At 58.2% G+C, this 23,724-nt stretch carries 23 protein-coding genes and 1 tRNA gene; 10 read left to right on the plus strand and 14 right to left on the minus strand.

Annotation, left to right across the window (positions count from 1 at the left end; all coding sequences use genetic code 11):
* The first annotated feature begins 64 nt into the window (after window positions 1-64).
* From ASF69_RS05950 to ASF69_RS05960, 3 genes are all read left to right on the plus strand, one after another.
* Window positions 65-1,069, plus strand: coding sequence for a Fe(3+) ABC transporter substrate-binding protein (locus tag ASF69_RS05950; RefSeq protein ID WP_162238071.1), 1,005 nt, complete (start codon window positions 65-67; stop codon window positions 1,067-1,069).
* Between the two features lie 231 nt (window positions 1,070-1,300).
* Window positions 1,301-2,977 carry an iron ABC transporter permease gene (locus tag ASF69_RS05955; RefSeq protein ID WP_062586327.1) on the plus strand — a complete coding sequence of 559 codons (1,677 nt, stop codon included), beginning with the start codon at window positions 1,301-1,303 and terminating at the stop codon, window positions 2,975-2,977.
* Between the two features lie 94 nt (window positions 2,978-3,071).
* Window positions 3,072-3,464 carry a PRC-barrel domain-containing protein gene (locus tag ASF69_RS05960; RefSeq protein WP_062586328.1) on the plus strand — a complete coding sequence of 131 codons (393 nt, stop codon included), beginning with the start codon at window positions 3,072-3,074 and terminating at the stop codon, window positions 3,462-3,464.
* A gap of 71 nt (window positions 3,465-3,535) precedes the next feature.
* On the opposite strand, the gene ASF69_RS05965 is transcribed toward ASF69_RS05960, so the two are convergent.
* The 4 genes from ASF69_RS05965 to ASF69_RS05980 all read right to left on the minus strand — a co-directional run bounded on the left by ASF69_RS05965 (window position 3,536) and on the right by ASF69_RS05980 (window position 7,556).
* Entirely contained in the window at window positions 3,536-3,781 is a 246-nt protein-coding gene (locus ASF69_RS05965; RefSeq protein WP_062586329.1) for a DUF982 domain-containing protein, read from the minus strand.
* A 370-nt stretch (window positions 3,782-4,151) separates the two neighbouring features.
* Window positions 4,152-5,372, minus strand: a complete 1,221-nt coding sequence (locus tag ASF69_RS05970; protein ID WP_062586330.1) for a cyclopropane-fatty-acyl-phospholipid synthase family protein — start codon at window positions 5,370-5,372, stop codon at window positions 4,152-4,154.
* Window positions 5,359-6,198 (minus strand): DUF1365 domain-containing protein, encoded by an 840-nt coding sequence (locus ASF69_RS05975; RefSeq protein WP_062586332.1) that lies wholly within the window; start codon window positions 6,196-6,198, stop codon window positions 5,359-5,361. The genes ASF69_RS05970 and ASF69_RS05975 overlap by 14 nt, the downstream gene beginning before the upstream one ends.
* Complete coding sequence (locus ASF69_RS05980; RefSeq protein ID WP_062586333.1) at window positions 6,195-7,556, minus strand: FAD-dependent oxidoreductase; 1,362 nt, start codon at window positions 7,554-7,556, stop codon at window positions 6,195-6,197. The genes ASF69_RS05975 and ASF69_RS05980 overlap by 4 nt, the downstream gene beginning before the upstream one ends.
* A gap of 117 nt (window positions 7,557-7,673) precedes the next feature.
* On the opposite strand from ASF69_RS05980, the gene ASF69_RS05985 reads away from it, so the two are divergent.
* From ASF69_RS05985 to ASF69_RS05995, 3 genes are read left to right on the plus strand one after another with little or no spacing between them, the layout of a single operon-like run.
* Window positions 7,674-8,351 (plus strand): sigma-70 family RNA polymerase sigma factor, encoded by a 678-nt coding sequence (locus ASF69_RS05985; RefSeq protein ID WP_348271372.1) that lies wholly within the window; start codon window positions 7,674-7,676, stop codon window positions 8,349-8,351.
* Window positions 8,348-9,025, plus strand: coding sequence for a ChrR family anti-sigma-E factor (locus tag ASF69_RS05990; RefSeq protein ID WP_062586337.1), 678 nt, complete (start codon window positions 8,348-8,350; stop codon window positions 9,023-9,025). The genes ASF69_RS05985 and ASF69_RS05990 overlap by 4 nt, the downstream gene beginning before the upstream one ends.
* Window positions 9,026-9,040: 15 nt before the next feature.
* Window positions 9,041-9,439, plus strand: coding sequence for a DUF2177 family protein (locus ASF69_RS05995; protein WP_062586339.1), 399 nt, complete (start codon window positions 9,041-9,043; stop codon window positions 9,437-9,439).
* On the opposite strand, the gene ASF69_RS06000 is transcribed toward ASF69_RS05995, so the two are convergent.
* The 7 genes from ASF69_RS06000 to ASF69_RS06030 form a co-directional block, all read right to left on the minus strand.
* On the minus strand, window positions 9,424-10,806 hold the full coding sequence (locus ASF69_RS06000; RefSeq protein ID WP_062586341.1) for an FGGY-family carbohydrate kinase: 1,383 nt from the start codon (window positions 10,804-10,806) through the stop codon (window positions 9,424-9,426). The genes ASF69_RS05995 and ASF69_RS06000 overlap by 16 nt on opposite strands.
* On the minus strand, window positions 10,803-11,126 hold the full coding sequence (rhaM, locus tag ASF69_RS06005; RefSeq protein WP_062586343.1) for an L-rhamnose mutarotase: 324 nt from the start codon (window positions 11,124-11,126) through the stop codon (window positions 10,803-10,805). The genes ASF69_RS06000 and rhaM overlap by 4 nt, the downstream gene beginning before the upstream one ends.
* A 3-nt stretch (window positions 11,127-11,129) precedes the next feature.
* Window positions 11,130-12,137 carry an ABC transporter permease gene (locus ASF69_RS06010; protein WP_062586345.1) on the minus strand — a complete coding sequence of 336 codons (1,008 nt, stop codon included), beginning with the start codon at window positions 12,135-12,137 and terminating at the stop codon, window positions 11,130-11,132.
* Window positions 12,134-13,135, minus strand: a complete 1,002-nt coding sequence (locus ASF69_RS06015) for an ABC transporter permease (protein ID WP_062586347.1) — start codon at window positions 13,133-13,135, stop codon at window positions 12,134-12,136. The genes ASF69_RS06010 and ASF69_RS06015 overlap by 4 nt, the downstream gene beginning before the upstream one ends.
* Window positions 13,136-13,148: 13 nt before the next feature.
* Window positions 13,149-14,678 carry a sugar ABC transporter ATP-binding protein gene (locus tag ASF69_RS06020; RefSeq protein ID WP_156462021.1) on the minus strand — a complete coding sequence of 510 codons (1,530 nt, stop codon included), beginning with the start codon at window positions 14,676-14,678 and terminating at the stop codon, window positions 13,149-13,151.
* A gap of 220 nt (window positions 14,679-14,898) precedes the next feature.
* Window positions 14,899-15,909 (minus strand): rhamnose ABC transporter substrate-binding protein, encoded by a 1,011-nt coding sequence (gene rhaS, locus ASF69_RS06025; RefSeq protein ID WP_062586350.1) that lies wholly within the window; start codon window positions 15,907-15,909, stop codon window positions 14,899-14,901.
* Between the two features lie 46 nt (window positions 15,910-15,955).
* Window positions 15,956-16,786, minus strand: coding sequence for a DeoR/GlpR family DNA-binding transcription regulator (locus ASF69_RS06030; RefSeq protein WP_062586352.1), 831 nt, complete (start codon window positions 16,784-16,786; stop codon window positions 15,956-15,958).
* Between the two features lie 202 nt (window positions 16,787-16,988).
* On the opposite strand from ASF69_RS06030, the gene ASF69_RS06035 reads away from it, so the two are divergent.
* Window positions 16,989-19,082: a bifunctional rhamnulose-1-phosphate aldolase/short-chain dehydrogenase gene (locus ASF69_RS06035; RefSeq protein WP_062586353.1), complete on the plus strand. Its 2,094-nt coding sequence runs from the start codon at window positions 16,989-16,991 to the stop codon at window positions 19,080-19,082.
* Window positions 19,083-19,101: 19 nt separating this feature from the next.
* On the opposite strand, the gene ASF69_RS06040 is transcribed toward ASF69_RS06035, so the two are convergent.
* Entirely contained in the window at window positions 19,102-19,260 is a 159-nt protein-coding gene (locus tag ASF69_RS06040; RefSeq protein WP_082469676.1) for a YqaE/Pmp3 family membrane protein, read from the minus strand.
* Between the two features lie 91 nt (window positions 19,261-19,351).
* Between ASF69_RS06040 and rhaI the strand changes: the two genes are divergently transcribed.
* Both rhaI and ASF69_RS23335 read left to right on the plus strand, forming a co-directional pair.
* The gene (gene rhaI / locus ASF69_RS06045; protein WP_062586356.1) at window positions 19,352-20,644 is read left to right on the plus strand and encodes an L-rhamnose catabolism isomerase; all 1,293 of its coding nucleotides are present in this window, start codon (window positions 19,352-19,354) and stop codon (window positions 20,642-20,644) included.
* Window positions 20,645-20,786: 142 nt separating this feature from the next.
* The gene (locus ASF69_RS23335) at window positions 20,787-20,951 is read left to right on the plus strand and encodes a hypothetical protein (RefSeq protein WP_200939045.1); all 165 of its coding nucleotides are present in this window, start codon (window positions 20,787-20,789) and stop codon (window positions 20,949-20,951) included.
* A 58-nt stretch (window positions 20,952-21,009) separates the two neighbouring features.
* On the opposite strand, the gene ASF69_RS06050 is transcribed toward ASF69_RS23335, so the two are convergent.
* Window positions 21,010-21,085, minus strand: a tRNA-Thr gene (locus tag ASF69_RS06050).
* Between the two features lie 126 nt (window positions 21,086-21,211).
* The gene (locus tag ASF69_RS06055; RefSeq protein WP_062586358.1) at window positions 21,212-22,168 is read right to left on the minus strand and encodes a nitronate monooxygenase family protein; all 957 of its coding nucleotides are present in this window, start codon (window positions 22,166-22,168) and stop codon (window positions 21,212-21,214) included.
* Window positions 22,169-22,485: 317 nt separating this feature from the next.
* Between ASF69_RS06055 and ASF69_RS06060 the strand changes: the two genes are divergently transcribed.
* Entirely contained in the window at window positions 22,486-23,658 is a 1,173-nt protein-coding gene (locus ASF69_RS06060) for a hypothetical protein (RefSeq protein WP_062587172.1), read from the plus strand.
* Window positions 23,659-23,724: the final 66 nt, after the last annotated feature.

A 23,724-nucleotide genomic window follows, 5' to 3' on the forward strand; every position in this document is an offset into this window, starting at 1 on the left:
TATGGTGATGCATTTCCCCACTCAATCATGATCAAGGGGGACAGACGTGACATCATCCAAGGCTTTGAAAACTGCGTTTCTGGCTGCAAGTGTCGCCTTTCCGGCGGGCGCTGTGGGCGCTGCCGAACTCAATATCTACACGACGCGCGAGCCCGCTTTGATCCAGCCTCTGCTTGACGCTTTCACCACGGATAGCGGCATCAAGGTCAACACGGTTTTCCTGAAAGACGGTCTTGCCGAGCGTGTGCTGAGCGAAGGCGCAAGCTCGCCTGCTGACGTGCTGATGACTGTGGATGCCGGAAACCTCGTTGATCTCGTGGAAAAAGGCGTTACCCAGCCGGTTCAGTCGGACGTGCTGACAAAGAACATTCCAGCCGAGCTGCGTGATGCCAAGGGCAACTGGTTTGCCCTGTCCATGCGCGCCCGCGTTCTCTATGCGTCCAAGGACGTCGACCTGTCCGCCTTCAACTACGAGGATCTCGCCGATCCAAAGTGGAAGGGCAAGGTTTGCATCCGTTCTGGTCAGCACCCCTATAACACCGCGCTCTTTGCCGATTACATCGCCCATCACGGCGTAGAGGCTACCGAAAAGTGGCTTGCGGGCGTCAAGGACAATCTGGCCCGCAAGGCTGGCGGCGGCGACCGCGATGTTGCCAAGGACATTCTCGGCGGCATTTGCGATATCGGCATCGCCAACTCCTATTATGTCGGGCTGATGCGCTCCGGCAAGGGCGGCGAAGAGCAGGTCAAGTGGGGCGAAGCCATCAAGGTCATCTTGCCGACGTTCAAGGATGGCGGAACGCAGGTCAACGTATCCGGTGCGGCTGTTGCCAAGAACGCCCCCAACCGGGATGAGGCCGTCAAGCTGCTGGAATATCTGGCATCGGGCGCCGCGCAGAAGATCTATGCCGAAGCCAATTACGAATATCCGGTCAACAAAAGCGCCGAGGTCGACCAGATCATCGCTTCCTTTGGTGAGCTGAAGATCGACAGCAAGCCGCTGACGGAAATCGTTTCTCACCGCAAGCAGGCAAGCGAGCTGGTCGACAAGGTCGGCTTCGACAACTGAGACTGATCCGCTCGTAAAGTGTGCCGAGCCGGGATCCCCGGCTCGGCCGCAATATCAAGCCAGTCTCGGGCCGGGTTCGAATGCCTGCCCCGGGACTGCCATGTCTGCGAACCTTGCCCATCACGCTTCGTCTGGCGGATGACGGGTGATTGGGATATGGAGTGACCGGTCCGGCAGGGACTGTTGCAAGATCCTCATCGGCAGCCCCATACACACAAAGCGCGTTTCCGAATGTTTTCAAGCCGTGACACCGCAGCCGTTGCAAGACCCAGATCGCGGATCACGTCCTCATTCTATTGGCTGGCGGTCTCCTGTCTGATCGCCGCACTCGCCACACTGCCCGTCATCGCACTTCTGTCGGAGGCGGTGCGGGGATCTGAGGGCCTGTGGGAGCATCTGCGCGAAACCGTGCTGGCAACGGCGCTGTCCCAGACGATCATCCTTCTGGCCGGCGTCGGTCTTCTCACAGGCTGTCTGGGGACGTTCAGCGCGTGGCTGGTCAGCGCCTATGATTTTCGCGGTCGGCGGCTGCTGGAATGGGCCTTGCTGCTGCCGCTTGCAATGCCGACCTATATCGTGGCTTACGCCTATCTCGATATCCTGCATCCGCTGGGGCCGGTCCAAGGTTTCCTTCGCTGGCTTCTGGGCTATTCCAGCCCCCGCGATTTCCGCCTGCCCGACATACGTTCGATGACCGGATGCATTCTTCTGCTTGGCTTTGTGCTTTATCCCTATGTCTATATCCCGGTCAGGGCGATGTTTCTGACGCAGGCTGGCAATCTGCTGGATGCTGCGCGGATGCTCGGCACCTCGCGCCATGCCCTGTTTACAAGGGTTGCGGTGCCGCTTGCCCGTCCAGCAATTGCTGTCGGCACCAGCCTTGCCCTCATGGAGGCGCTCAACGATATCGGTGCGTCGGAGTTTCTGGGCGTCCGCACGCTGACCGTTTCCATCTACACGACCTGGGTGACGAAGTCGGATCTGCCGGGTGCGGCGCAGATTGCGCTGTCCATGCTCTTTCTCGTCGTGGCGCTGGTGGCAATAGAGCGATGGGCGCGCCGCAGGCAACGCTACTCGGGTTCTGCGCAGAAGAGCACGCTGCTGACGCCGACCCGGCTTTGCGGCATACGCGGCCTTCTCGCGCTCTCTTTCGGACTGCTGCCGATCATCATCGGCTTTGCCGCCCCGGCGCTCTATCTGATTGTCGAAGCATGGCGGCGTCTGCAATTTCGAGGGATTTCAGCAGACTTTGCGTCGGAGGCGCTGAACACCATCCTGTTCTCCGCAACCGCAACGCTGGTCACTGTCGCTGCCGGGCTGGTGGTGGCCTACGCCATGAGAATAGCACCGGGAAGGACGTCGCTATGGTCTTACCGGCTGGCGACAATCGGCTATGCCGCGCCGGGCACGGTCATTGCCATCGGTGTGTTGATAGCACTTGGCGGCTTCGACAGATTTGTGGACCAGACGATGCAGCAATGGTTTGGCGTATCGACCGGTCTTCTGCTGATCGGTAGCGGTTCGGCCTTGATCTTCGCCTATGCGGCGCGCTTTCTCACTATTGCGGGAGGCGGGATCGATGCGGGGCTGAGCCGCATTCCCTCATCCTTCGATCAGGCCTCACGCAGTCTGGGTCGCACACCTGCGGCCACCTTCACGGCCATTCATCTGCCGCTTTCAAAGGCCGCAATGGCCGCCGCCGCCTTGCTCGTCTTCGTGGATTGCGTCAAGGAGCTTCCGGCAACCCTGTTGCTGCGGCCTTTGAACTTCGAGACCTTCTCGACACATCTTTACGGTGAGGCCGCCCGCGGGACCTATGAGGAAGCATCCATTGCGGCGCTTGCCATCGTGCTCATCGGCATTTTGCCCGTCATCCTGCTTGCACGCATCGGGCGTGTGCGGCGATAGCGCCATGTGCTTGAGGACATCTCTGGCGGAACGATTTTTTGGCCGCAGGGTTTACAAACCATAACGACAATCAATCCTAAGGAGGAAAGACGTTATGGTACATCACGAACCCCGCGCCGGTCAGGACCCTTATGTCAAGGACACGCCGAGCTTCATTGCCAGCGACAAGGTTGAGGGCACCAGCGTTTACGGTGCCGATGGCAAGAAGATCGGATCCATCCAGCGAATCATCCTTGAAAAACGTGGCGGTCGCGTTGCCTATGCCGTCCTTAGCTTTGGTGGCTTCATGGGCATCGGCGACGATTACTATCCGTTGCCATGGGAGAAGCTGCATTACGACGATGAGCTCGACGGATATCGTATTGACCTCACAAAAGAGCAGATCGACAATGCGCCGAAGTTCGCAAACCGGGACGATGAAAGCTTCCTCGGGCGTGATGACCGCAAGGTCTATGATTACTACGGCATACCTCCCTACTGGATGTGACCCCAACGAGAAATGGCCCCGGAAGGGGCCATTTTTTTGGAGCGAACCATGAAGGTCAAGTTATGCAGCCTTTAATGAGACTTGAGTTTCTTCGCCTCATAGACCGCGTCCTCGAAGCACTTCCTCGCCTCCTCGGCGGATTTGCGCCCGTCGAGTGCAGCGCGGCAGGCGCTGCGGGCTCTGACGAAGGTTAGACCACGCGTATGGGGCCAGTTCTCCGTCAATAGCGCAAGTGCATCAAAAGGTCCTGAAATAACATTTATCGAGCTTGTGTCGAAGTTCACTTCGACAGGCTCTGTCCATACAGTCTGCTTCATCGAAAACCTCCCTAACCGCCCATGTCAACGATGGTCTCGCCGACATGGTTCCCATCGGAAAGAATATTTACAAAGCCTGATTTTTACAACTGCAAATTTATGCTCACCGGAAGCCGAAAAACGACAGGATGGCGAGTACGATGACGACCAAGCCGACGATGTAAATGATCTGGTTCATGAATATTCTCCACGTTTAGGATCGAACGCAAGCGGGTAGATAGTGCAAGGCGCGTTCGATGTTTCGACAAAAGACACTCACCGTAACGTGACTATCCGCGTGAAGTTCCATGAATATGAGAATTTCATTGTGCACGACAAAATTGCCCGTGGTCGGGCAGGGGTGGCTGTCGATTGACACGGTAGCCGACGTCTAGGACGCCGGAACCAGCTTGAACTGCACGACGTCGATGCGGCCTGCCCGGAATCCGGCGGAGCAATAGTGGAGGTAATATTGCCACATGCGCCGGAAGCGCTCGTCGAATCCTAGGGGTTCGATGCGGTGCCAGTTGCTGATGAAGGCGCGGTCCCATTGCATCAGCGTGCGATCGTAATCCTTGCCGAAGCGCAGCAGATCGGGAACGGCAAAGCCCTGGGTTGCTGCGGCGTCCTTGAAGGCGGTGATCGAGGGAAGCATACCGCCCGGAAAGATATAGGTCTGGATGAAGTCGGCCGTTCTGCGATATTCGTCGAAACGTTCCTCATCAATCGTGATGACCTGCACCATTGCTTCTCCGCCCTGCGCCAGCAGTGTGCGCAGGCGCTGAAAATAGGTCGGCCAGTTTTCTTCCCCAACGGCTTCGAACATTTCGATGGAAACGATCTTCGAATATTGGCCCTGGCAATCGCGGTAATCTTCAAGACGAATATCCGAGCGGTCTGCAAAACCTGCGGCATCGAGCCGTTTTCTGGCGAAATCGGCCTGTTCACGCGAAAGGGTCAATCCGGTCACGCGGCAGCCCGTCTTGCGGATGGCATATTCGGCAAAGCCGCCCCAGCCGCAGCCCACTTCCAGCACATGATCGTCGGGGCCGATCTGCAGCTGCTCGACAATGCGGTCATATTTGGCGTTCTGGGCATCGGCGAGCGTCTGCCCCGGCTTTTCAAAAAGAGCCGAGGAATAGGTCATGGTCTCGTCCAGCCATGCCGAATAGAAGCGGTTTCCAAGATCGTAATGGAATGCGATGTTGCGGCGGCTTCCTGCCTTGGAATTGCGGCGCAGGCGGTGGCGCAGCAAGGCCAGTGCGGAGATGAAACGGGATGGTTCCGACACGGCTTTCCAGCTGTCTTCATTTGCAATCGCCAGTTCCAGAAGCGTCGCTAGATCGGGGCTGTCCCAATCGCCATCCATATAGGATTGGGCAAAGCCGAGGCTGCCGCCCGTCACCAGTCTGCGCACGACGCGGCCGCGATTGAGGCACAGAACGCCGTGCGGGCCGGGCTGCTGGCCGTTGATCACATATTCCGAGCCACCCGGGAAAACCAATGTCAGCCGACCATGCGTCATGTTGTTGACCCGGCGGCAGATCATCTTCTGCCACAGCGGCGCACGATCCAATATCAGGGAGAGGTTTTCTCGCTCAGCGTGGCTCATTCTTCATTCCTCCCATTGGTGCAACTCGCACTGTCGCGTCTGTCACGCTGACGGAGCTGGCTATTGGATTGCTTGCGGTCTTATGTCGGTAGATCGGATTGCCCTTGGCCCATAGAAGCAGGGCCTCCCAGTGAATGGCCCCCATGATTTTCAGTGTCATCAGCGGATAGGACACAAGCGCCTTTATCAGCGCATTGCCGCCAAGCGCACGGCGCTTGCCCGCAAATGACGCAAACAGCAGCTCCCCCTCGCCATCGCGCTCGTTGATCGCAACGAGAACCTTGTCCGCAGGCGGTTGAATGCGAAACTCGTAGGTGCAGTCCATCGGCACGAAGGGCGATACGTACATTTCCTTGGCGCAGGAGTGCTGAACGCTGCCATTGGCACCCGGTGTCGCCGGAATGATGTAGGTGTGGCGCTCGTGAAACGTGTTGCAGACTTCGTAGAGTATGGCGACCAGCCGGTCATCGTCCTGCCTGTCATGGCAGAAATAGACGGTGAGTGGATTGAAGACGTAGCCGAACATGCGGGGATAACACAGCATCTCCACACGCAGCCGCTCTTGCGAAATGACGATATCCGCTTGCCCAAGATGCCGGGCGACCCATTTCTTCAGACCGCCTCTCTCGCCCACGCCGTGATCGCTGTCGTGAAAGCTCATGGCCGCGCGGCGGTTATAGCCGAACAGGCGCAGGCCCTTGTCGAGCAGCGGAAGTTCGTCCAGATCGAGCAGCAGGGAAAACACGCGGTAGCGCATTTTGTGCGCATGCGGGCGATGGCGCGCATGGAAGACGTGTCCGGCATAGAGGGCGGAGTTCAAGCTCATGATGCCATGGCCTGTCGAGGGGCGAGGAAGATGCGCCCCGACTCGTTCTTGACGCTCCAGGGCCTCTTCATCCCGCCCAGCGCCTCTGCGACGGCAAGACCGGATTGCAGACCATCCTCGTGGAAACCGCTTCCGAAATGCGCGCCGCAGAACCATGTATTCTTGCGGCCCTGCAGGTTCCAGAGCAATTTCTGCGCCTCGAGCGCCTTGGCGTCGAAAAGCGGGTGGGCGTAGTCGAAGGTGGCTATGGATTTTTGCGGGGCGACCGGACGGGACGGGTTGAGCGTCACAAACAGCGGCGTCGCGTCATCGATGTTTTGCAGCCGGTTCATCCAATAGGTCACGCACAGCTGCTCCGTGCCGCTGGAGTTTTCTTCGCTCAGATAATTCCAGCTGGACCACACATTGCGGCGCTTTGGCATAAGCGCCTCGTCCGAATGCAGCACGGCGGTGTTGCGGGTATAGTCGAAGGCCCCCAGAACGGCACGTTCATCCGGGTCGGCATCGGCCAGAAGGGCAAGAGCCTGATCGGCATGGGTGGCAATCACCACGTCATCGAATATCGTCATGTGACCGGAACGGTCCAGCACTTTCACGCCGTCCTCACCGCGCCTGATGCCCGCAATCTTGCTGTTCAGGATGACCTTGCCCTTGAACTGCGCCATGATGCGCGAGACATATTCGCGGCTGCCGCCCTTGACGGTCCGCCACTGAGGCCTGCCCGACAATTGGACGAGGCCGTGATTGACGAAGAACCGGATGAAGGCCTGCAGCGGATAGGCGCGCATGTCTGCTGATGTGGTGGACCAGATTGCAGCACCCATGGGAAGAAGATGGTCATCGACGAAGCAAGGCGAGTAACCCTTTGCATCGAGATAGCTGCCAAGGCTCACTCCTTCGAGGGATCGATCGTCAAGAAGTGCGGGAGCCTCCTTGTAAAAGCGCAGGACGTCGCGCACCATTCCCCAGAATTGCGGACGCAACAGGTTGGACCTTTGGCCAAACAGACCGGAAAGGCCGGAACCGGAATATTCCAGCCTGCCTGCGCGCAGCGAGGCGGCAAAGGACATGTCCGACGCATCGGTTGCAACACCCAAATGGGCAAACAGCGCGATAAGATTTGGATAGTTCAACTCGTTATAGACGATAAAGCCGGTATCGACGGCGATGGGTGCCTTGCCGGGCATCTCCACGTCGAAGGTGTTGGCGTGCCCGCCAAGACGGCTGTCGGCCTCATACAGGGTAACATCGGCCGTCTTGTCCAGCAGCCATGCTGCTGACAAGCCCGACACGCCTGATCCAATGACGGCAATCCTGCGTCTTGCCTGTCGATTATTGTTGGCCGTCGTGAAATCCATGATACCTGTCCGTTTCGATCTTTCACACAATACGCATGGTCGTGCCAAATGGATTGCCCATGGTCCATTTTTTTATGAGCGGTGATCCGGTTGAAAGCGGCTGGCGTAGTCGCATTCATGACAATAAACGTTTCCATAGACGGCCCCGCGTGCCACTATATTCCCAAAAGCCGGGTCGCACCGGCCATGGGAAAACCGTATGGAAGCGGAAAGAAGCCGATCCGCATGAATGAAACCTCCAAGAATGACATTGAAAGCGAATGTCCGGCTCTTTTGAAAGCCGTGGCTGCCGAACGCAGCGTTGAAGCGTTCGAAGTTCTCTTTCGTTATTACGGGCCGCGCGTGCGGATCTACATGTTACGGCAAGTGCGCGATGCGCAGGCCGCTGAGGAACTGATGCAAGAAACCATGATGACGGTGTGGAACAAGGCCACACTTTTCGACCCGGCGAGGGGAAATGCTTCCGCCTGGATTTTCCGGATTGCCCGAAACCTGCGTATCGACGCCCACAGGAAAGACAAGCGCCCGGAATTCGATGTGAACGATCCCGCTTTCGTCAAGGACGATGCCCCTGCTGCCGATGAGCAGATGCAGGAAGTGCAGGACGCACAAAGACTGCACAAGGCGCTGGCGCAACTGCCGAAAGAGCAGCTTGATCTTTTGAAGCGCTCGTTTTTTGACGAGGCCTCGCACAGCACGATTGCCGCGCAACTCGGCCTGCCGATTGGAACCGTCAAATCGCGTATTCGGCTCGCCTTCGCCAAGCTGCGCGCTGCCCTGGAGGACCGCACATGAGCGTACGGCATCGTGTCAGTGATGAATTGCTGCTGGATTATGCGTCGGGAAGCCTTGGTGAAAGCTGGAGCCTTGCGGTTTCAACCCACCTGGCGCTGTGTCCCGAAAGCCGCCAGCGGCTCAAGACCCTTGAGATGGCGGGTGGAGCCCTGTTGCAAGATATCGAGCCTGCCCAAAGCCAGGAGATTTCTGACGACCAATGGGCGCAGATCCGCAAGCTGCTGAAGCCTGATGCGGTTACTCGGCCTTCCGGCCAGACGGCATCACAGTCAAGACCTCAGCCGACCGGCGCGGTCTTGCCGGAGCCTCTCCGCTCCTATGCCGGTGGTGACGTGGATGCGCTGAAATGGAAACAGCTTGGCCCCGGCGCCTACCATTTCCCCATTCGCACACGCGATGGCGAGGCCAATGTCCGCCTGCTGCGCATACCGGCTGGAAAGCCGGTGCCGGAACATACCCATGGCGGGCGGGAACTTACGGTCGTTCTTTCGGGTTACTTCAAGGACGGTGACGATGTGTTCCGACGTGGGGATTTCGAGGAAGCCGATGAAGATCTGACCCACCAGCCGATTGCGGGTGAGGGGGAAGACTGTATCTGCCTCGCCGTCACCGACGCGCCATTGAAGTTCAAAAGTTGGCTGGTTCGGCTGCTTCAGCCCGTTCTCGGCATCTAAAAGGGAGAGTGGACGATGGAATACCTCGTCGCCTATATCGGCACTGCCATCGTCTTCTTCGGTCTGGATTTCATCTGGCTGTCGAAGCTTGCGGTAAACTTCTACAAGCGTGAAATCGGTCCGCTGATGTTGCCGAAACCCAATTTCGCCGCAGCGGGGATTTTCTATCTCTTCTATATCGCCGGTATCGTCTACTTTGCCGTCATTCCTGCCCTGGATGGGGGCACGTGGCAATCGGCGCTGCTCTCGGGCGCGATCCTCGGTTTCATCGCTTACGGCACCTACGACATGACCAATCTTTCGACGCTAAAGGGATGGTCGATAAAGGTCTGCGTGGCCGATATTCTCTGGGGCACCGTGCTGACGGGCGTTGCTGCGGTTGGGGGATTTGCGCTTGTTCAGGCGATAGGCTGAAGCCCCTCACGCCATGATCGATAGTATTCCGTAACCCCATTCAAAGGCGTGACCGGATGGTACGACTGCCGTGGCGCGTTTCGCGTAGCCAGCAGCGTTGCCCCAAGGCCGGTGCCGGAGGGGCTGTTTCCATCCGTGACCAGGACCTGTCCACCGGTGATGGCGGCCAGTGCTTTCATGAAGGACAGATTGCCCGCGAAGGGACCTTCCACGATGATCGTCCCCGCATTGCCAATCAGGTCGAGACAGGTCGCGGTCATCATGGCAGTATAGAACGAGGCCGCGACATGGCGCTCGGCATCATCAGCGGGTTCGTTCATCCAATGTCCGCGCTGGTCCGGGAAAGGCCCCGAGCCTTCTACCGCACTGGGCAGATAGGCGACCTTGCCTGACAGAACGCGCATAGTCGCCCGCTCCAGTGATTCTGGAGAGAGCCGGGTTATGCCGTGCGTTAAAATCTCGAACTCCCGACCACCCATGAAACGCGCTGACGGGACCGGCTTTCCGAAGGCATCGACATTGACCAGCGTATCGCGTGCAGGATCAAGCTTTTCGACGACAGCGCCCACTCCGAAGCAGACGACCCATGTGCCGGTCGATACCACCGCGAAAGGCCCTTTGCGCGCCATGAGATGCGGAAGCAGCGAAGCGTTGGAATCATGTAACCCGCAATAGACGGGCAAGTCGCTGCTGCAGCCAATGACATCCGCAATCTCCGGCAGAACCGGCCCCAGCGCATCGAAAGCAGAGCGGACCGCGGGAAAAAGATGGGCGATATCCAGCGCCTGCGGCAGGCTGGAGAAGCAACCCTTGTCCGGCTGCCAGAGATCCGTATGACAGCCCAGCGATGTGGCTTCGTTGGCCTTTATGCCGGTGAGGCGATAGGCCCAATATTGCGGGTAGGTTACGATATCCGTGACCTGCGCAAAGTCTGAGGGAAACACGGTTTTCTGATAATGCAGCTGCGCGCCGAGATTGAGGCCAATGGGCAACGCCGGTGAGAAGGTTTCCTCAAAGGGCGGACGCAGCGCCGCATAGGCTGTTTGAATATGCTCGGGATAGCCATGTTCATAATCCAGAACCGGCATGGCCAGATCACCCCTGCTGTTCAGGAGTGCCGCACTCGCCCCGTGGGTGGTGATGGAAATCGCTTGATATCCCGGCTCTTTTTGAAATGCCGAGAGCCCCTCCATCATAAATGTCCACAGGGTCTCGATATCATAATGCGGATAGGGCGGCGCACTCAGAACCCGGTTGGCAATCTTGCGGGAGGCGATTTCCTCTCCGCTTTCGCCATCGACCACGATCAGCTTGGCGTGCGTCTTGCCGATATCGATGACGGCGATGTGGCGGATCGGCTCGCTCATGGCAGGTGAAACAGCGTGACGAGGTCGCGGGCCACGGGCGAGTTGTCGGGATTGCTTTCCATGATATCGGCCATATGCGCCCACCAGCGTTTCATGACAGGATGGTCAGGCAGTTCAGCCATGCCGTGGTTTTTGGGTCGCGTGAGCACGCCGAAGAGAACGTTGGTTTCGGGATCGAGGTGGATGGAATAATCGCGCACACCCGCCTCATGCAGAAGCGCAACCAGCTCCGGCCAGATCTCGTCATGGCGTTTGCGGTACTCGGCTTCCATGCCGGGAAAGAGCTTCATCTTGAAGGCGTGTTTTTCAAATTCTGGCATGGTCTACCTCATGACGCGCAGACGGCGCACGACGATGGGAATGGCGATGGTGATGATGAGGAGGAGGCCGACGAAGATGGACATAACGATGCCCGGAACGTTCAGGAGGCCAAGCCCGAAGGTGACGAGGCCCATGACGAAGGCCGCAATGACAACGCCGCCAATGGTACCGGAACCGCCCAGAATGGAAACGCCGCCCAGAACCACCATCGTCACCACTTCCAGTTCCCAGCCTTGCGCGATGGAGGGACGGGTGGAGCCCAGACGCGAGGTGAGGCACACGGCGGCGATGCCGCTCATGAGGCCGGTCAGCAGGAAGAGGATGAACTTCACCCGCTCCACCGGGATGCCGGAAAACCGTGCCGCAAAAGGGTTGGTGCCGATGACGAAGACCTGACGGCCGAAATTGTTGGCATGCAGCAGAATGGCGAAGACGACCGCCATGACCACGAAAAGCACGAATTCGAAGGATATGACCCAGAACACATAGCCCTGTCCGAAATAGGCGAAGCTTTCAGGATATTTGCCGAATGCCTGATCGCCCAGAACCAGATAGGAAATACCGCGAAACAGGCTCATCGTGCCTATGGTGACGACGATGGAGGGTAGCTTCAGCCCGGCCACCAGAAAGCCATTGAACGCACCGCAGGCAAGGCCGGTGCCGATGCCGAGCGCGACAAGGCCAGGTGTGCCGACGCCCATCTGCACCGCATAACCCATGACGGTGGAGGCAAGCGCGATGATGGCGGCAACCGAAAGATCGATCTCACCCGCGATGATCAAAAGCGCCATGGCAAAGGCGATCAGCGCCTTTTCGGTAAAGTTGAAGGTGGCGTCCGAGAGATTATAGGCATCGAGAAAATAGGGCGATGCGAAGGAATTGACGATGAAGATGAGGATCGCAACGCCCAAGAGCAGAACTTCCCAGCTGGCCATGATGCGCTTGAATGGCGTACCGAGCTTGTCTGGAATGATGCGGGGCGTTGAGGTTTCGGGTGCAGCCGTGCTCATGCCGATGCCTCCTTGCTGATTTCGGTTGCCGCCCTGTCACGCAGGATGAGGCGGCCCTTCTTGGCTTCGGCGCGGGCGTTGAAGACCACGGCCAGCACAATGACGACGCCGGAAATCGCCATCTGAGCGAAGGGCGAAATGCCGATGACGGGCAGCGCATTCTTGATGACGCCGAGGAACAACGCCCCCAGCACCGCACCGGCCACCGAGCCGATGCCACCGGCAATCGATATGCCGCCGATGACGTTCGCGGCGACGCTATCCAGCTCAAAGCCGGATGCGATATCGACATAGGCCACGGCATAGCGCGAAACCCAGAGGTAGCTTGCAAGCCCCGCCAGTGCGCCTGAGAGAACAAATGCCAGAAAGCGGGTGCGTCCGACATCAATGCCCGCATAGACCGCAGCTCCCGGATTGCCGCCGGAGGCATAGGCCGAGCGCCCGAAGGAGGTGCGCGTGAGGACCAGCCATGCGCCCGCGACGATCAGGATCGCGACCCATGACAAGACCGGCATTCCCATGACCGGCGTGCGTGGCACGTTGAGAAAGGTTGGCGACATCTGGTGTGCATTTACCCACGCGCCGCCGGAGAGCACAAAGGCCATGCCGCGATAGATCGTCAATGTGCCCAATGTGACGACAATGGAGGGCAGGCCGAGCCACCAGACGAGAATGCCGTTGATCGACCCCAGAAGCGCACCGATGACGACTGCCATGGCGATGAGGAAGGGCAGGGGTATCAAGGGAAAGGCAGCATTGGTCATGGCCACGGCCATGCCGGTAAAGGCAAGGTTGGCGGCCACCGAGAGATCGATGGATTTCGTCAGGATCACCGCCATCTGGCCCAGCGCCAGAATGATGAGGATGGATGTGTCGTTGAAGATATTGACGAGATTTCCGGGGCGCTCAAAGCCGGGGGAACGCATGGAAAAGCCTGCGATCAGGGCGATAATGATGCCTGCCAGCAGCCATTCACGGTTTTTAAGAAGTCTTTTCATGGCGTTGGTCCTCTCACGCGTTTCCTGTGGCGGCACGCACAAGCTTTTCGGCTGAAAAATCCGCTCGTTCGAACATGCCCGCCATCAGGCCCTCGCGCATGACGATGGCGCGGTCCGACATGCCGAGAATTTCCGGCAGTTCCGATGAAATCATGATGATCGACAGGCCCTCAGCGGCCAGTTCGCTGATGAAGCCGTGAACGGCGGCCTTTGAGCCGATATCGATGCCCTTGGTCGGCTCGTCCAGAATGATGACCTTGGGCTGGGTGGCCAGCCATTTGCCGATGACGACCTTCTGCTGGTTGCCGCCGGAGAGTGTGCCAACGGGGACGGAGAGGGCGGCAGCGCGCAGATCGAGACGCGAGGCATATTTGCGCGCCAGCGCAAACTCGTTGGCAGCGGCCAGAAACCCCTTGCGCGATGTGCGCGCCAAAGAGGGCAGAGACATGTTCTGATATATCGGCAAATCAAGCGCCAGCCCATGCCGCCCGCGCTCTTCCGGCACATAGACGATGCCCGCCGCAATCGCATCCTGCGGACTGCGGATCGAGATATGCTGACCATCAAGCGTCAGAGTGCCGGACGCGGGACGGGTGATGCCGAACAGAGACTGGCAAAGCTCCGAGCGCCCCGCACCAATCAGGCCGTACAGCCCGAGGATTTCGCCCTTGCGCAGATCAAAGGAAATGTCGCGAAACTCGGTATCGTGGCAGTAGCGCTGCACCGATAGCGTGGTCGTGCCGATATTGACCGCCTGTTTCGGAAAGGCGTCCTTCACATCACGGCCCACCATCAGCCGCACGATTTCGTCCTGTGGTGTCTGCGCGAGTTCGCCCGAACCGACCATCTTGCCATCGCGGAAAACGGCGTAGCTTTCGGCGATCTCATAGACCTCATCGAATTTGTGGCTGATGAACAGGATCGCCTTGCCTTGTCGTTTCAGGTTCTCGACAATGCGGAAGAGATCGTCGATTTCCTTGCGCGAAAGGGCCGCTGTTGGCTCATCCATGATGACGATGCGGGCCTCGACAGACAGCGCCCGGGCAATCGCCACCAGATGGCGCTGCGCAATGGAAAGGTCTTTCAACCGGATGGTCGGATCGATCTTGCTTTCCAGCCGCTCCAGCAGCGCCCGCGACCGTTCATTGATGGTCTTCCAGTCGATCAGTCCGAAGCGCCCCTTTGGCGCATGGCCGAGAAAGATGTTCTCACCCACGGAAAGCTCGTCAAACAGCACAGTTTCCTGATGAATGGCGGTCACGCCCGCATCAATGGCATCCTGCGCGCTTTGAAACGTAACGGGCTGGCCGTCCAGCAGGATTTCACCCTCATTGGGGCGGTAAATGCCCGTGAGGATTTTGACGAGGGTCGATTTGCCCGCGCCATTTTCACCGATCAGCGCCGTGACCTTGCCAGGATAGAGCCGGATATTGACGCCATCGAGAGCTTTGACGCCAGGGAAAATCTGGCTGATGCCCCGCATTTCGAGAATGGGAGTCTGGTTGGGAACAGGCGTCGTTTCCAACGCATTTGTTTCAACCATTGTTTCGATTGCAGTCGTCATTTTCAAGAATCCGGACGCTCACTTTCGAGCAGGGGCAAGCAGCATATTCAACGTCATCCTCGGGTTTGTCCCGAGGATCTAACCACGTAGCGGAAGTCGATCCGTTGCAGATGTCAGGGACAGGCCCTGATATGACGTCGAGTGTGTGATTTCGGTCTGAAAACCCGACGACGATAGCCGTCGGGCACAACCTTAAGGATCAGAAAATCTTTGAGAACTGATCGATATTGGACGAGTTGTAGACGAAGGGATCAGCCATGGCGGCTTCACTGTTCTCGCCGACCTTGATCTTGCCCATGCGTCCGGCTTCGATTTCGCTGCCGGGTTTGCCATCCGCATCACCCTTGACAAGGTGATAGGCGATCTGGGTGGCGGAATAGCCGAGGTCGATCGGGTTCCAGATGGCGAATTCCTTGGTCGCACCCGACTTGATGGCACCGGCCATTTCCGAGGGAAGGCCAAGGCCTGTCACGAAGACCTGCCCGATCTTGCCCGCATCCTTCACGGCCTGCGATGCAGCCAGCACGCCAACGGTTGTGGGGGCAACGATGACCTTCACGTTCGGCTGCGAGGTGAGGAGGCCCTGCGCTTCGCGGTAGCTCTTGTCGGCGAGATCGTCGCCGTAAACAGTGGTGACGAGGTTGAGGCCGGGGAAGTCCTTAAGCTGCTTCTTCATCTCGTCGATCCAGATATTCTGGTTCGTCGATGTCGTGGTGGCAGACAGGATGGCGAAATCGCCCTTGCCGCCATCCAGATGCGAGGCTGCGAGCTGCAGGCACATCTTGCCGATCAGCGCGTTGGAGGATGGGTTGAGCTGGAGAATGCGGCCAGCCGGTGCAACGCCGCTATCCCAGGAGATAACCTTGATGCCGCGCTGTGCTGCCTTTTTCAGTGCTGGCACAACCGCATCCGGATCATTGGCGGAAATGGCGATGGCATCAACGCCCTGCGCGATCAGCGAATTGATGACCTCGATCTGGCCTTCCGCCGTTGTCGACGTTGGGCCCGTATAGATGATCTCGACGCCGCCCAGTTCCTTGGCGGCTTCCTGTGCGCCCTTGTTGGCGGCTTCGAAAAAGCCGTTGCCCAGCGACTTCACGACAAGCGCAATCTTCATGTCTTTCGCCTGCGCCATGCCGCCAAAACCGGCAACGCCGATGGCAACGCTCAGTGCCAGGGCCTGGCTCATTTTTCTACGTGACAGTTTCATGTTGGTTCTCCTCCCGATTGAACATCATTCTCCGCCGCGGCGCTCCTCAAGCAACCGAGGCGGAATCCTCTTCGTCTGGCGGTGGCGTAGCTTGTGCAGCCGCAACGGCGCCGGTAACCACCAGCGTAACGCCCGCCGCCTCCACCATTTTTGCTGCCTCGTCGGAAATTCCGTCATCGGTAATGATGGTGGACACGTTTTCCAGCGGGCAGAGAATAAGGCTTGAGCGTTTGCGGAATTTGGACGAGTCGATCATCACGATCAGCTCTTCCGCCTGCCGCATCAATTTCTGTTCGCTCTGAATGACAAGCGCGTCTGACTCCATGATGCCGAGAGCGCCGACACCCTGCGCGCCGATGAAGATCCTGCGCGCATAAAAATTGCGGATCGCGTCATTCTCGAACGGCGACAGGATCAGGCTCTGGTCGCGGTAGATCGCGCCGCCGGGAACGCTGACATTGCACTTGGAATGCTTGACCAGATGCTCGGCAATGGCAAAGGAATTGGTCATGACCTGCAAACGGCGCGCTGACATGTAATGCACCATCTGGAAGGTCGTGGTGCCACCATTGATGATGATGGCATCGCCTTCCTCGCAGAGATCCACCGCCTTGCGCGCAATTGATCGTTTCTTGTCGATATTGACCGATTCCGACACGCGAAATGGCCGTGCTGCCAGATTGCCCAGCTGCGGTGGATGCACCGCTTCAGCCCCGCCGCGCACCCGCCGCAGCTTGCCCTGCACATGCAGAGAAGCGATATCGCGCCGGATCGTCGCTTCGGAAGCGTCCGTCAATTCGGCAATATCCTGCACCGTCACCACAGGCTTTTCCTGTATGGCGCTCAAGATGATGCGATGGCGTTCGCTTTCGTGCATGGGGTCCTCCTGCTGGTCAGTTATTCGTAAAGATCCGGCGTTGTCAATCAAGTTCAATCAAAATAAACAATGCTGCGATGCAACATGAAAATATATGATCGTTTATGATTGACATTGTCGTTTTGAATGCGCGATACCTGCCTGCATTGGGAGGCGGACCGGTGTTCATGGTCTGCGATAAACGACATGGGAGGATATTGCGATGGGCCAGACGGGTCTTCTCGAAAACCGCTGGGATGATGCCTATGCGGCAACACTCGATGAGCCGGGCAAGCTGCTCTATCGTTCCAATCTTTTGGGTGCAGACAAGCGCATCACCAATTATGGCGGTGGCAACACGTCGGCCAAGGTTCTGGAAACAGATCCGCTGACGGGCGAAAAGGTCCGCGTCATGTGGGTCAAGGGTTCGGGCGGCGATGTCGGCACCATCAAGCTGGATGGCTTTGCCACGCTTTATCTCGACAAGCTGGAAGCGCTGAAAGGCATTTACAAGGGTGTTGAAGACGAAGACCGCATGGTCGGTTTCCTGCCCCATTGCACCTTCAATCTCAACCCGCGCGCCGCTTCCATCGATACGCCCCTGCATGGTTTCGTACCGTTTGCCCATGTCGATCACATGCACCCGGATGCGATCATCGCCATAGCCGCATCGAAGAATTCGAAAGAGCTGACGCAACAGATTTTCGGGTCCGATATCGGCTGGCTGCCATGGCGCCGCCCCGGCTTCCAGCTCGGTCTCGACCTCGAAGCCTTCGTCAAGGCAAACCCCACCGCAAAAGGTGTGGTGCTGGAAAGCCATGGCCTGTTTACCTGGGATAATGATGCCAAGGCCTGCTACGAACTGACGCTTGAGATCATCAATAAGGCGATCACCTGGTTTGCCAAGGAAACCGAGGGCAAGACCATCTTTGGTGGCGCGGTTGCCAAGAGCCTGTCACCGCAGGAACGACGGGACATAGCTGCCCGCCTGATGCCGGAGATTCGTGGTCGCATCGGTCGTGATGAACGCAAGCTCGGTCATTTCGATGATCAGGACGCCGTGCTCGAATTCGTCAATTCCAAGGACTTGAAGCCGCTTGGCGCGCTCGGCACATCCTGCCCTGACCATTTTCTGCGCACCAAGATCCGCCCGCTGATCCTCGATCTCGACACGGCGAACCCCGATGTGGATGCGCTGCTTGGCGGGCTTGATCAGGCGCTGGCCGATTACCGTGCCGATTACGTCAGATATTACGAGGCCTGCAAGCACGATAATTCGCCTAAGATTCGTGACCCTAACCCGGTGATTTTCCTTATCCCCGGTGTTGGCCTTCTCTCCTTTGCCAAGGACAAGGCGACAGCCCGTATTGCCGGTGAGTTTTACGTCAACGCCATCAACGTCATGCGCGGCGCTTCCACGGTGTCCGAGTATCAGGGCCTGCCGGAGCAGGAAGCCTTCGATATCGAATACTGGCTTCTGGAAGAGGCAAAGCTCCAGCGGATGCCAAAGCCGAAGAGCTTGGCTGGCCGCGTCGCCTTCATCACCGGCGGTGCCGGTGGCATCGGTCGCGCGACGGCGGAGCGTCTCGCAAATGAAGGCGCCTGCGTGGTGTTGGCCGATATTGACGAAGGCGCTCTGGAAGCCACCAAGGGCGATTTCGAAAAGCGGTTTAGCGCGGATGCCGTGCGCACCGTCAAACTCGACGTGACCGAGGAAGACGCGGTGCTGTCAGCCTTTGTTGAAGCCGGCGTTGAATTCGGCGGCGTTGATATTCTCGTCTCCAATGCCGGCATTGCCTCGTCTGCGCCTGTGGAAGACACCACGCTGGCCATGTGGAACAAGAATATCGATATTCTCGCAACCGGCTATTTCCTCGTTTCGCGCGAAGCTTTCCGGCTGTTCCGTCGTCAGAAGCTCGGAGGTAACGTGGTCTTCGTCGCGTCCAAGAACGGTCTTGCTTCATCGCCCAACGCCTCTGCGTATTGCACGGCAAAGGCTGCCGAAATTCATCTGGCGCGTTGCCTGGCGCTTGAGGGCGCTGATGCGGGAATCCGCGTCAACACGGTCAATCCGGATGCCGTTCTGCGCGGCTCGAAAATCTGGAATGGCGAGTGGAGGGAGCAGAGGGCTGCATCCTCAAAGATCGAAGTGACCGATCTTGAGGAGCATTATCGCAACCGCTCCATGCTGAAGCTGAACGTTTTCCCGGAGGATATTGCGGAAGCAATCTACTTCCTCACATCCGATGCTTCGGCCAAATCAACTGGCAACATCATCAATGTGGATGCCGGTAATGCGCAAAGTTTCACCCGCTAAGTGCGGGTGAGACGAGGGCTTACTTGCGCAGGATAACCCAGATGGCATGGATGATGCCGGGGATGTAGCCGCACAGCGTCAAGAGAAGATTGAGCCAGAAATGCAGGCCAAGGCCAACCTGAAGAAACACGCCGACAGGCGGCAGGAAAATGGCAAGAAGAATGCGAATAACGTCCACGATTGAATATCCCGTCTGTTTGTTTTCAGCCACATAACGTGGGGAGCGCGGAATTGGTTTCACTTTTGGGCAAGCAAAGGGAGGAGCGGGCATGACCGAACTGAAAATAGCGGCCGATATCGTTGATCGCGAGAATGAGAAACGCCAGAGTGCTCACGTGGCAGATTACGAGGCGCTGGGTGCCAATCTTTCCCGTCGCAACATCGATATCGACGTCATCACGCAGAAGGTATCGGAATTCTACGTGGCCGTTCCCTCCTGGGGCGTGGGCACCGGCGGCACGCGCTTTGCCCGCTTTCCAGGAAATGGTGAGCCGCGCGGTATTTTCGACAAACTGGATGATTGCGCCGTCATCAACCAGCTGACGACAGCAACACCCAATGTCTCCCTGCACATTCCCTGGGACAAACAGGACCCGAAGGTGCTCAAAGCACATGCCGATGCTCTGGGTCTCGGCTTCGATGCGATGAACTCCAACACGTTCTCGGATGCGCCGGACCAGCCGCATTCCTACAAATACGGCTCCCTCAGCCACGCCGATGCTGCAACCCGTGCGCAGGCTGTGGAGCACAACATCGAATGTATCGAAATCGGCAACGCCATTGGCTCCAAGGCGCTGACGGTGTGGGTGGGCGATGGCTCCAACTTCCCCGGCCAGAGCAATTTCACCAAAAGCTTCGAGCGGTATCTCTCGGCCATGGCCGATATCTACAAGGCACTGCCGGATGATTGGCGCATCTTTTCCGAACACAAGATGTACGAGCCCGCCTTCTATTCAACCGTGGTGCAGGACTGGGGCACGAATTACCTCATCGCCAACACGCTGGGCGACAAGGCCTTCTGCCTCGTGGATCTCGGCCACCACGCGCCCAACACCAATATCGAAATGATCGTTGCCCGCCTCATCCAGTTCGGCAAGCTCGGCGGCTTCCATTTCAATGACAGCAAATACGGCGATGATGATCTGGATGCGGGCTCGATCGATCCCTATCGCCTGTTCCTCGTCTTCAACGAGCTTGTCGATGCAGACCATCGCGGCGTCAAAGGCTTCCACCCGGCGCACATGATCGACCAGTCGCACAATGTGACGGACCCGATCGAAAGCCTCATCTCCAGCGCCAACGAAATCCGCCGCGCCTATGCGCAGGCGCTGCTGGTGGACCGAGTGGCTCTGGATGGTTTCCAGCAGGACAATGACGCGCTGATGGCATCCGACACGCTGAAGCGCGCCTATCGTACCGATGTCGAGGCCATTCTCGCTGAAGCCCGCAGACTTTCCGGTGGCGCAATCGACCCCATCGCCACCTACCGCGCCAGCGGCTACCGCGCCAAGGTTGCGACTGAGCGCCCAGAGACCAAAGGCGGCAGCGGCGGCATTATCTGACGCGCCTTTCACAAAGCAAAAGGTTAATATGCGAAGGCGGGCTGGGTCCCGCCTTCATGCATTTGTAACCAAATATATCCAACTTTAAAGAAATGTGTCCCGCGCCCAACCATCTCCACAATCACGCTTATGTTAGCGAACCATGAAGAAGCCAATAGACAGATCCGGCCTGATATTCGTAGCCCTGCTGTGCGCCCTCGTAGGCATCGTGCTCAGCATCGCCTTCCTCAACGGCGACAGGCAGCTTTCACCCCAAAGCCAGGACGGGACGTTGATCCCGAGAACGACGGTGCAGCCGCAGCAATGACCAACGCATAACAGCTTTGCCGCGTCGCGCAGGTACAATCATAATCTTTTAAAGGAAATGGTGCCGCTTACGTGACTCGAACACGTGACCCCGTCATTACGAATGACGTGCTCTACCAACTGAGCTAAAGCGGCCTGCGAAGCGCCGAATATGTCTCGGCGCGGCGTATGGCGGGCTGATACAGGCAATGGGCAAGGATTTCAAGTCTTGAAATAGGCTTCAATAAAAAATCCGTGGTCGATACTGCCTGTCAGATGAGGTCAAGCACAAATCCGCGCCTTGGCTGCGGCGTATTCCGATGCCAGACGATCGACCAGGGCCGAGACGGGTTCGATGGCTTTGACCGCACCCACGCCCTGGCCTGCGCCCCATATATCTTTCCATGCCTTTGCGCCGCTGGTTGCGGCTCCAAAATCCATCTTCGATGGGTCGGCCACGGGCAGATTGTCGGGGTCCATTCCGGCGGCGATGATGGAGGATTTCATGTAGTTGCCGTGGATGCCGGTGAAATAGTTGGAATAGACGATGTCAGTGGCATTGGCCTCGACGATGGCCTGCTTATAGGCCTCGCTGGCCCGCGCTTCCGTCGTGGCGATGAAGGGAGAGCCGATATAGGCCATGTCTGCGCCCATGGCCTGTGCCGCGAGGATCGCGCCACCATTGGCGATGGCGCCTGCGAGAAGCAGTGGGCCGTCAAACCATTCGCGGATTTCCTGAACCAGCGCGAAAGGCGAAAGCGTGCCCGCATGGCCACCTGCGCCGGTTGCGACTGCAATCAGTCCGTCGGCGCCCTTGCGGATGGCTGAATTGGCGTGGCGGTTGTTGATGACATCATGCAGCACGATACCGCCATAGGAGTGTATCGCGGCATTGACCTCCGGCACGGCACCCAGCGACGAGATGACAACAGGCACCTTGTACTTCACGCATAGGCCCAGATCGTGCTCCAGCCGCTTGTTGGATGTGTGGACGATCTGGTTGACGGCAAAGGGAGCTGCCGGTTTTTCCGGGTTGGCTGCATTATAGGCGGCAAGGTCTTCCGTCATCATCGAAAGCCATTCGTCCAGCTGGCTTTCAGGGCGTGCATTGAGCGCCGGAAACGCGCCGACAACGCCTGCCTTGCACTGTGCCAGCGTCAATTCCGGGTGGGAAATGATGAAAAGCGGCGAGGCAATCACCGGCAGTCGAAGATTATCCTTGAGGACGGACGGCAGCATGTTTCCTCCCGTGAGTGACGTTTACGCGCACGTAAGATGTAGCGAAGCCAAGCGTCCTTGAAAAGCGAAAAAAGCGGCTGGTTTTGTGTTGGTCCTAAGTACGCTGTGGTCGCTGCATCTCCCATGAATGGGTAGGCCCAAAACAAGCCTGATCTTGCAAACACGCATATGGCCGTGCGTTTCGGGCATGTTTTCCCACGACATTCTGACGTTTGCCAAATACTTCTCTTGCGGTTGGGCAAGCGAGACGTTACCGAATCGTAAACATATGGCGCAATGCCGCAAAAGCCTTTCGGATGGCAAGAAAAGGACCGATAGTGAGCGGACTGGAAACGGCAATCAGAAATGCCCTCGAAAAATCGGACAGATCGAGTGCCGAGGTGAGGGCGAGGATCTATCAGTCTTCCCGTCAGGCGCTGGAAGCGGGCCTACGCAAGCAGGGCATAGAAGATCCAGAGGTTGTTGCGCAGCAGCGTCAGCGTCTTGAAACGCTTATTCATGCCATCGAGGGCGAAGAGCGAAACCGGTTGTTGAGCGTGGTGGAGGATCATGTCCGGCGCGAAGCAGCCAGAGCAGCCGCTCCGCCACCGCCGCCTGTCCGGCCATCGGTCTCAGCGCCGACGCGGCAGGTGGAAAATGACGAGGATGTTCTGCCGGTAGAGGCTGAGGTGCGCGGAGAACCGCGCGAACCGGATACGTCAATCGACGACATGGGCGACTTTCGCGCCGAGCGCGGCGTGATGGCGCCCGATGCGCGCTCCGCCCCGGTCGCGGCAGATGCGGCATCGCTTGCCTTCAAGCCGGAACGTGCAGCCAAGGCGCGCCGCAAGAAGGGACTTGTGGCCCGCCTCTTCATCTATTTCACGCTCTTTGCCTTCCTGGGGTTTTGCGCATGGTGGGTCTATAGCTCCGGCCTGTTGCTCAGCTCTGCAGAAAGGGACACCAGCGTGCCAAACCCGCCGCCGCAGGTTCAATCGGAAGATTTTACCGGCGCGGAAACGGCACCCCAGCCAAGCCTGGAAGCGGGAAGAGGCTTTTCCGAAGCCTGGGAAGAGGTCTTCAATGCCGAGCAGGGCAATGCAGGCCTTCAAACCGGCTCACTTTCGGCTGTCGAGCCAATCTTCACACCGGCAGGAAAAGCCGTCCGCCTGACATCCCGCGTCGCGGAAAGCGATGGCAATGTGAGCATCACCGTTCCCACAGAAGTCCTGCGGGAAATGGCCGGAAAGTCGTCGACGATCTCAGTGACCCTGCAATCGTCCAGCGACCGGCAGACGCAGCTTTCGATAAGCTGCGATTTCGGCAGCCTGGGAAATTGCGCCCGCCATCGCTTCACGGCAACGCCGGAGCGGGCGGATATGCTCATCAATGTCACATTTGACCGGACGATAGCGCCGAATGCGCCCGGACGCATCATCATCAACAGCGATATCGATGGCAATGGACGACCCGTCAATCTCTATTCGGCGCGCATCCTGCCGGGAGAATAATGGACGATCGGGGCGGTGAGGGCCACAGGGAGCGAGTTCCTGTGACCTTCATTTAAGAGGAAACGT

This window comes from Rhizobium sp. Leaf311 (assembly GCF_001423445.1).
GTDB lineage: Bacteria > Pseudomonadota > Alphaproteobacteria > Rhizobiales > Rhizobiaceae > Agrobacterium.

Excerpts from the sequence above, each read along its gene's own strand:
- ASF69_RS05955 (WP_062586327.1), top strand. The coding sequence starts at position 1,301 with ATGTTTTCAAGCCGTGACACCGCAGCCGTTGCAAGACCCAGATCGCGG.
- ASF69_RS05960 (WP_062586328.1), top strand. The coding sequence starts at position 3,072 with ATGGTACATCACGAACCCCGCGCCGGTCAGGACCCTTATGTCAAGGAC.
- ASF69_RS05965 (WP_062586329.1), bottom strand. The coding sequence starts at position 3,781 with ATGAAGCAGACTGTATGGACAGAGCCTGTCGAAGTGAACTTCGACACA.
- ASF69_RS05970 (WP_062586330.1), bottom strand. The coding sequence starts at position 5,372 with ATGAGCCACGCTGAGCGAGAAAACCTCTCCCTGATATTGGATCGTGCG.
- ASF69_RS05975 (WP_062586332.1), bottom strand. The coding sequence starts at position 6,198 with ATGAGCTTGAACTCCGCCCTCTATGCCGGACACGTCTTCCATGCGCGC.
- ASF69_RS05980 (WP_062586333.1), bottom strand. The coding sequence starts at position 7,556 with ATGGATTTCACGACGGCCAACAATAATCGACAGGCAAGACGCAGGATT.
- ASF69_RS05985 (WP_348271372.1), top strand. The coding sequence starts at position 7,674 with ATGACAATAAACGTTTCCATAGACGGCCCCGCGTGCCACTATATTCCC.
- ASF69_RS05990 (WP_062586337.1), top strand. The coding sequence starts at position 8,348 with ATGAGCGTACGGCATCGTGTCAGTGATGAATTGCTGCTGGATTATGCG.
- ASF69_RS05995 (WP_062586339.1), top strand. The coding sequence starts at position 9,041 with ATGGAATACCTCGTCGCCTATATCGGCACTGCCATCGTCTTCTTCGGT.
- ASF69_RS06000 (WP_062586341.1), bottom strand. The coding sequence starts at position 10,806 with ATGAGCGAGCCGATCCGCCACATCGCCGTCATCGATATCGGCAAGACG.
- rhaM (WP_062586343.1), bottom strand. The coding sequence starts at position 11,126 with ATGCCAGAATTTGAAAAACACGCCTTCAAGATGAAGCTCTTTCCCGGC.
- ASF69_RS06010 (WP_062586345.1), bottom strand. The coding sequence starts at position 12,137 with ATGAGCACGGCTGCACCCGAAACCTCAACGCCCCGCATCATTCCAGAC.
- ASF69_RS06015 (WP_062586347.1), bottom strand. The coding sequence starts at position 13,135 with ATGAAAAGACTTCTTAAAAACCGTGAATGGCTGCTGGCAGGCATCATT.
- ASF69_RS06020 (WP_156462021.1), bottom strand. The coding sequence starts at position 14,678 with ATGGTTGAAACAAATGCGTTGGAAACGACGCCTGTTCCCAACCAGACT.
- rhaS (WP_062586350.1), bottom strand. The coding sequence starts at position 15,909 with ATGAAACTGTCACGTAGAAAAATGAGCCAGGCCCTGGCACTGAGCGTT.
- ASF69_RS06030 (WP_062586352.1), bottom strand. The coding sequence starts at position 16,786 with ATGCACGAAAGCGAACGCCATCGCATCATCTTGAGCGCCATACAGGAA.
- ASF69_RS06035 (WP_062586353.1), top strand. The coding sequence starts at position 16,989 with ATGGGCCAGACGGGTCTTCTCGAAAACCGCTGGGATGATGCCTATGCG.
- rhaI (WP_062586356.1), top strand. The coding sequence starts at position 19,352 with ATGACCGAACTGAAAATAGCGGCCGATATCGTTGATCGCGAGAATGAG.
- ASF69_RS23335 (WP_200939045.1), top strand. The coding sequence starts at position 20,787 with ATGAAGAAGCCAATAGACAGATCCGGCCTGATATTCGTAGCCCTGCTG.
- ASF69_RS06055 (WP_062586358.1), bottom strand. The coding sequence starts at position 22,168 with ATGCTGCCGTCCGTCCTCAAGGATAATCTTCGACTGCCGGTGATTGCC.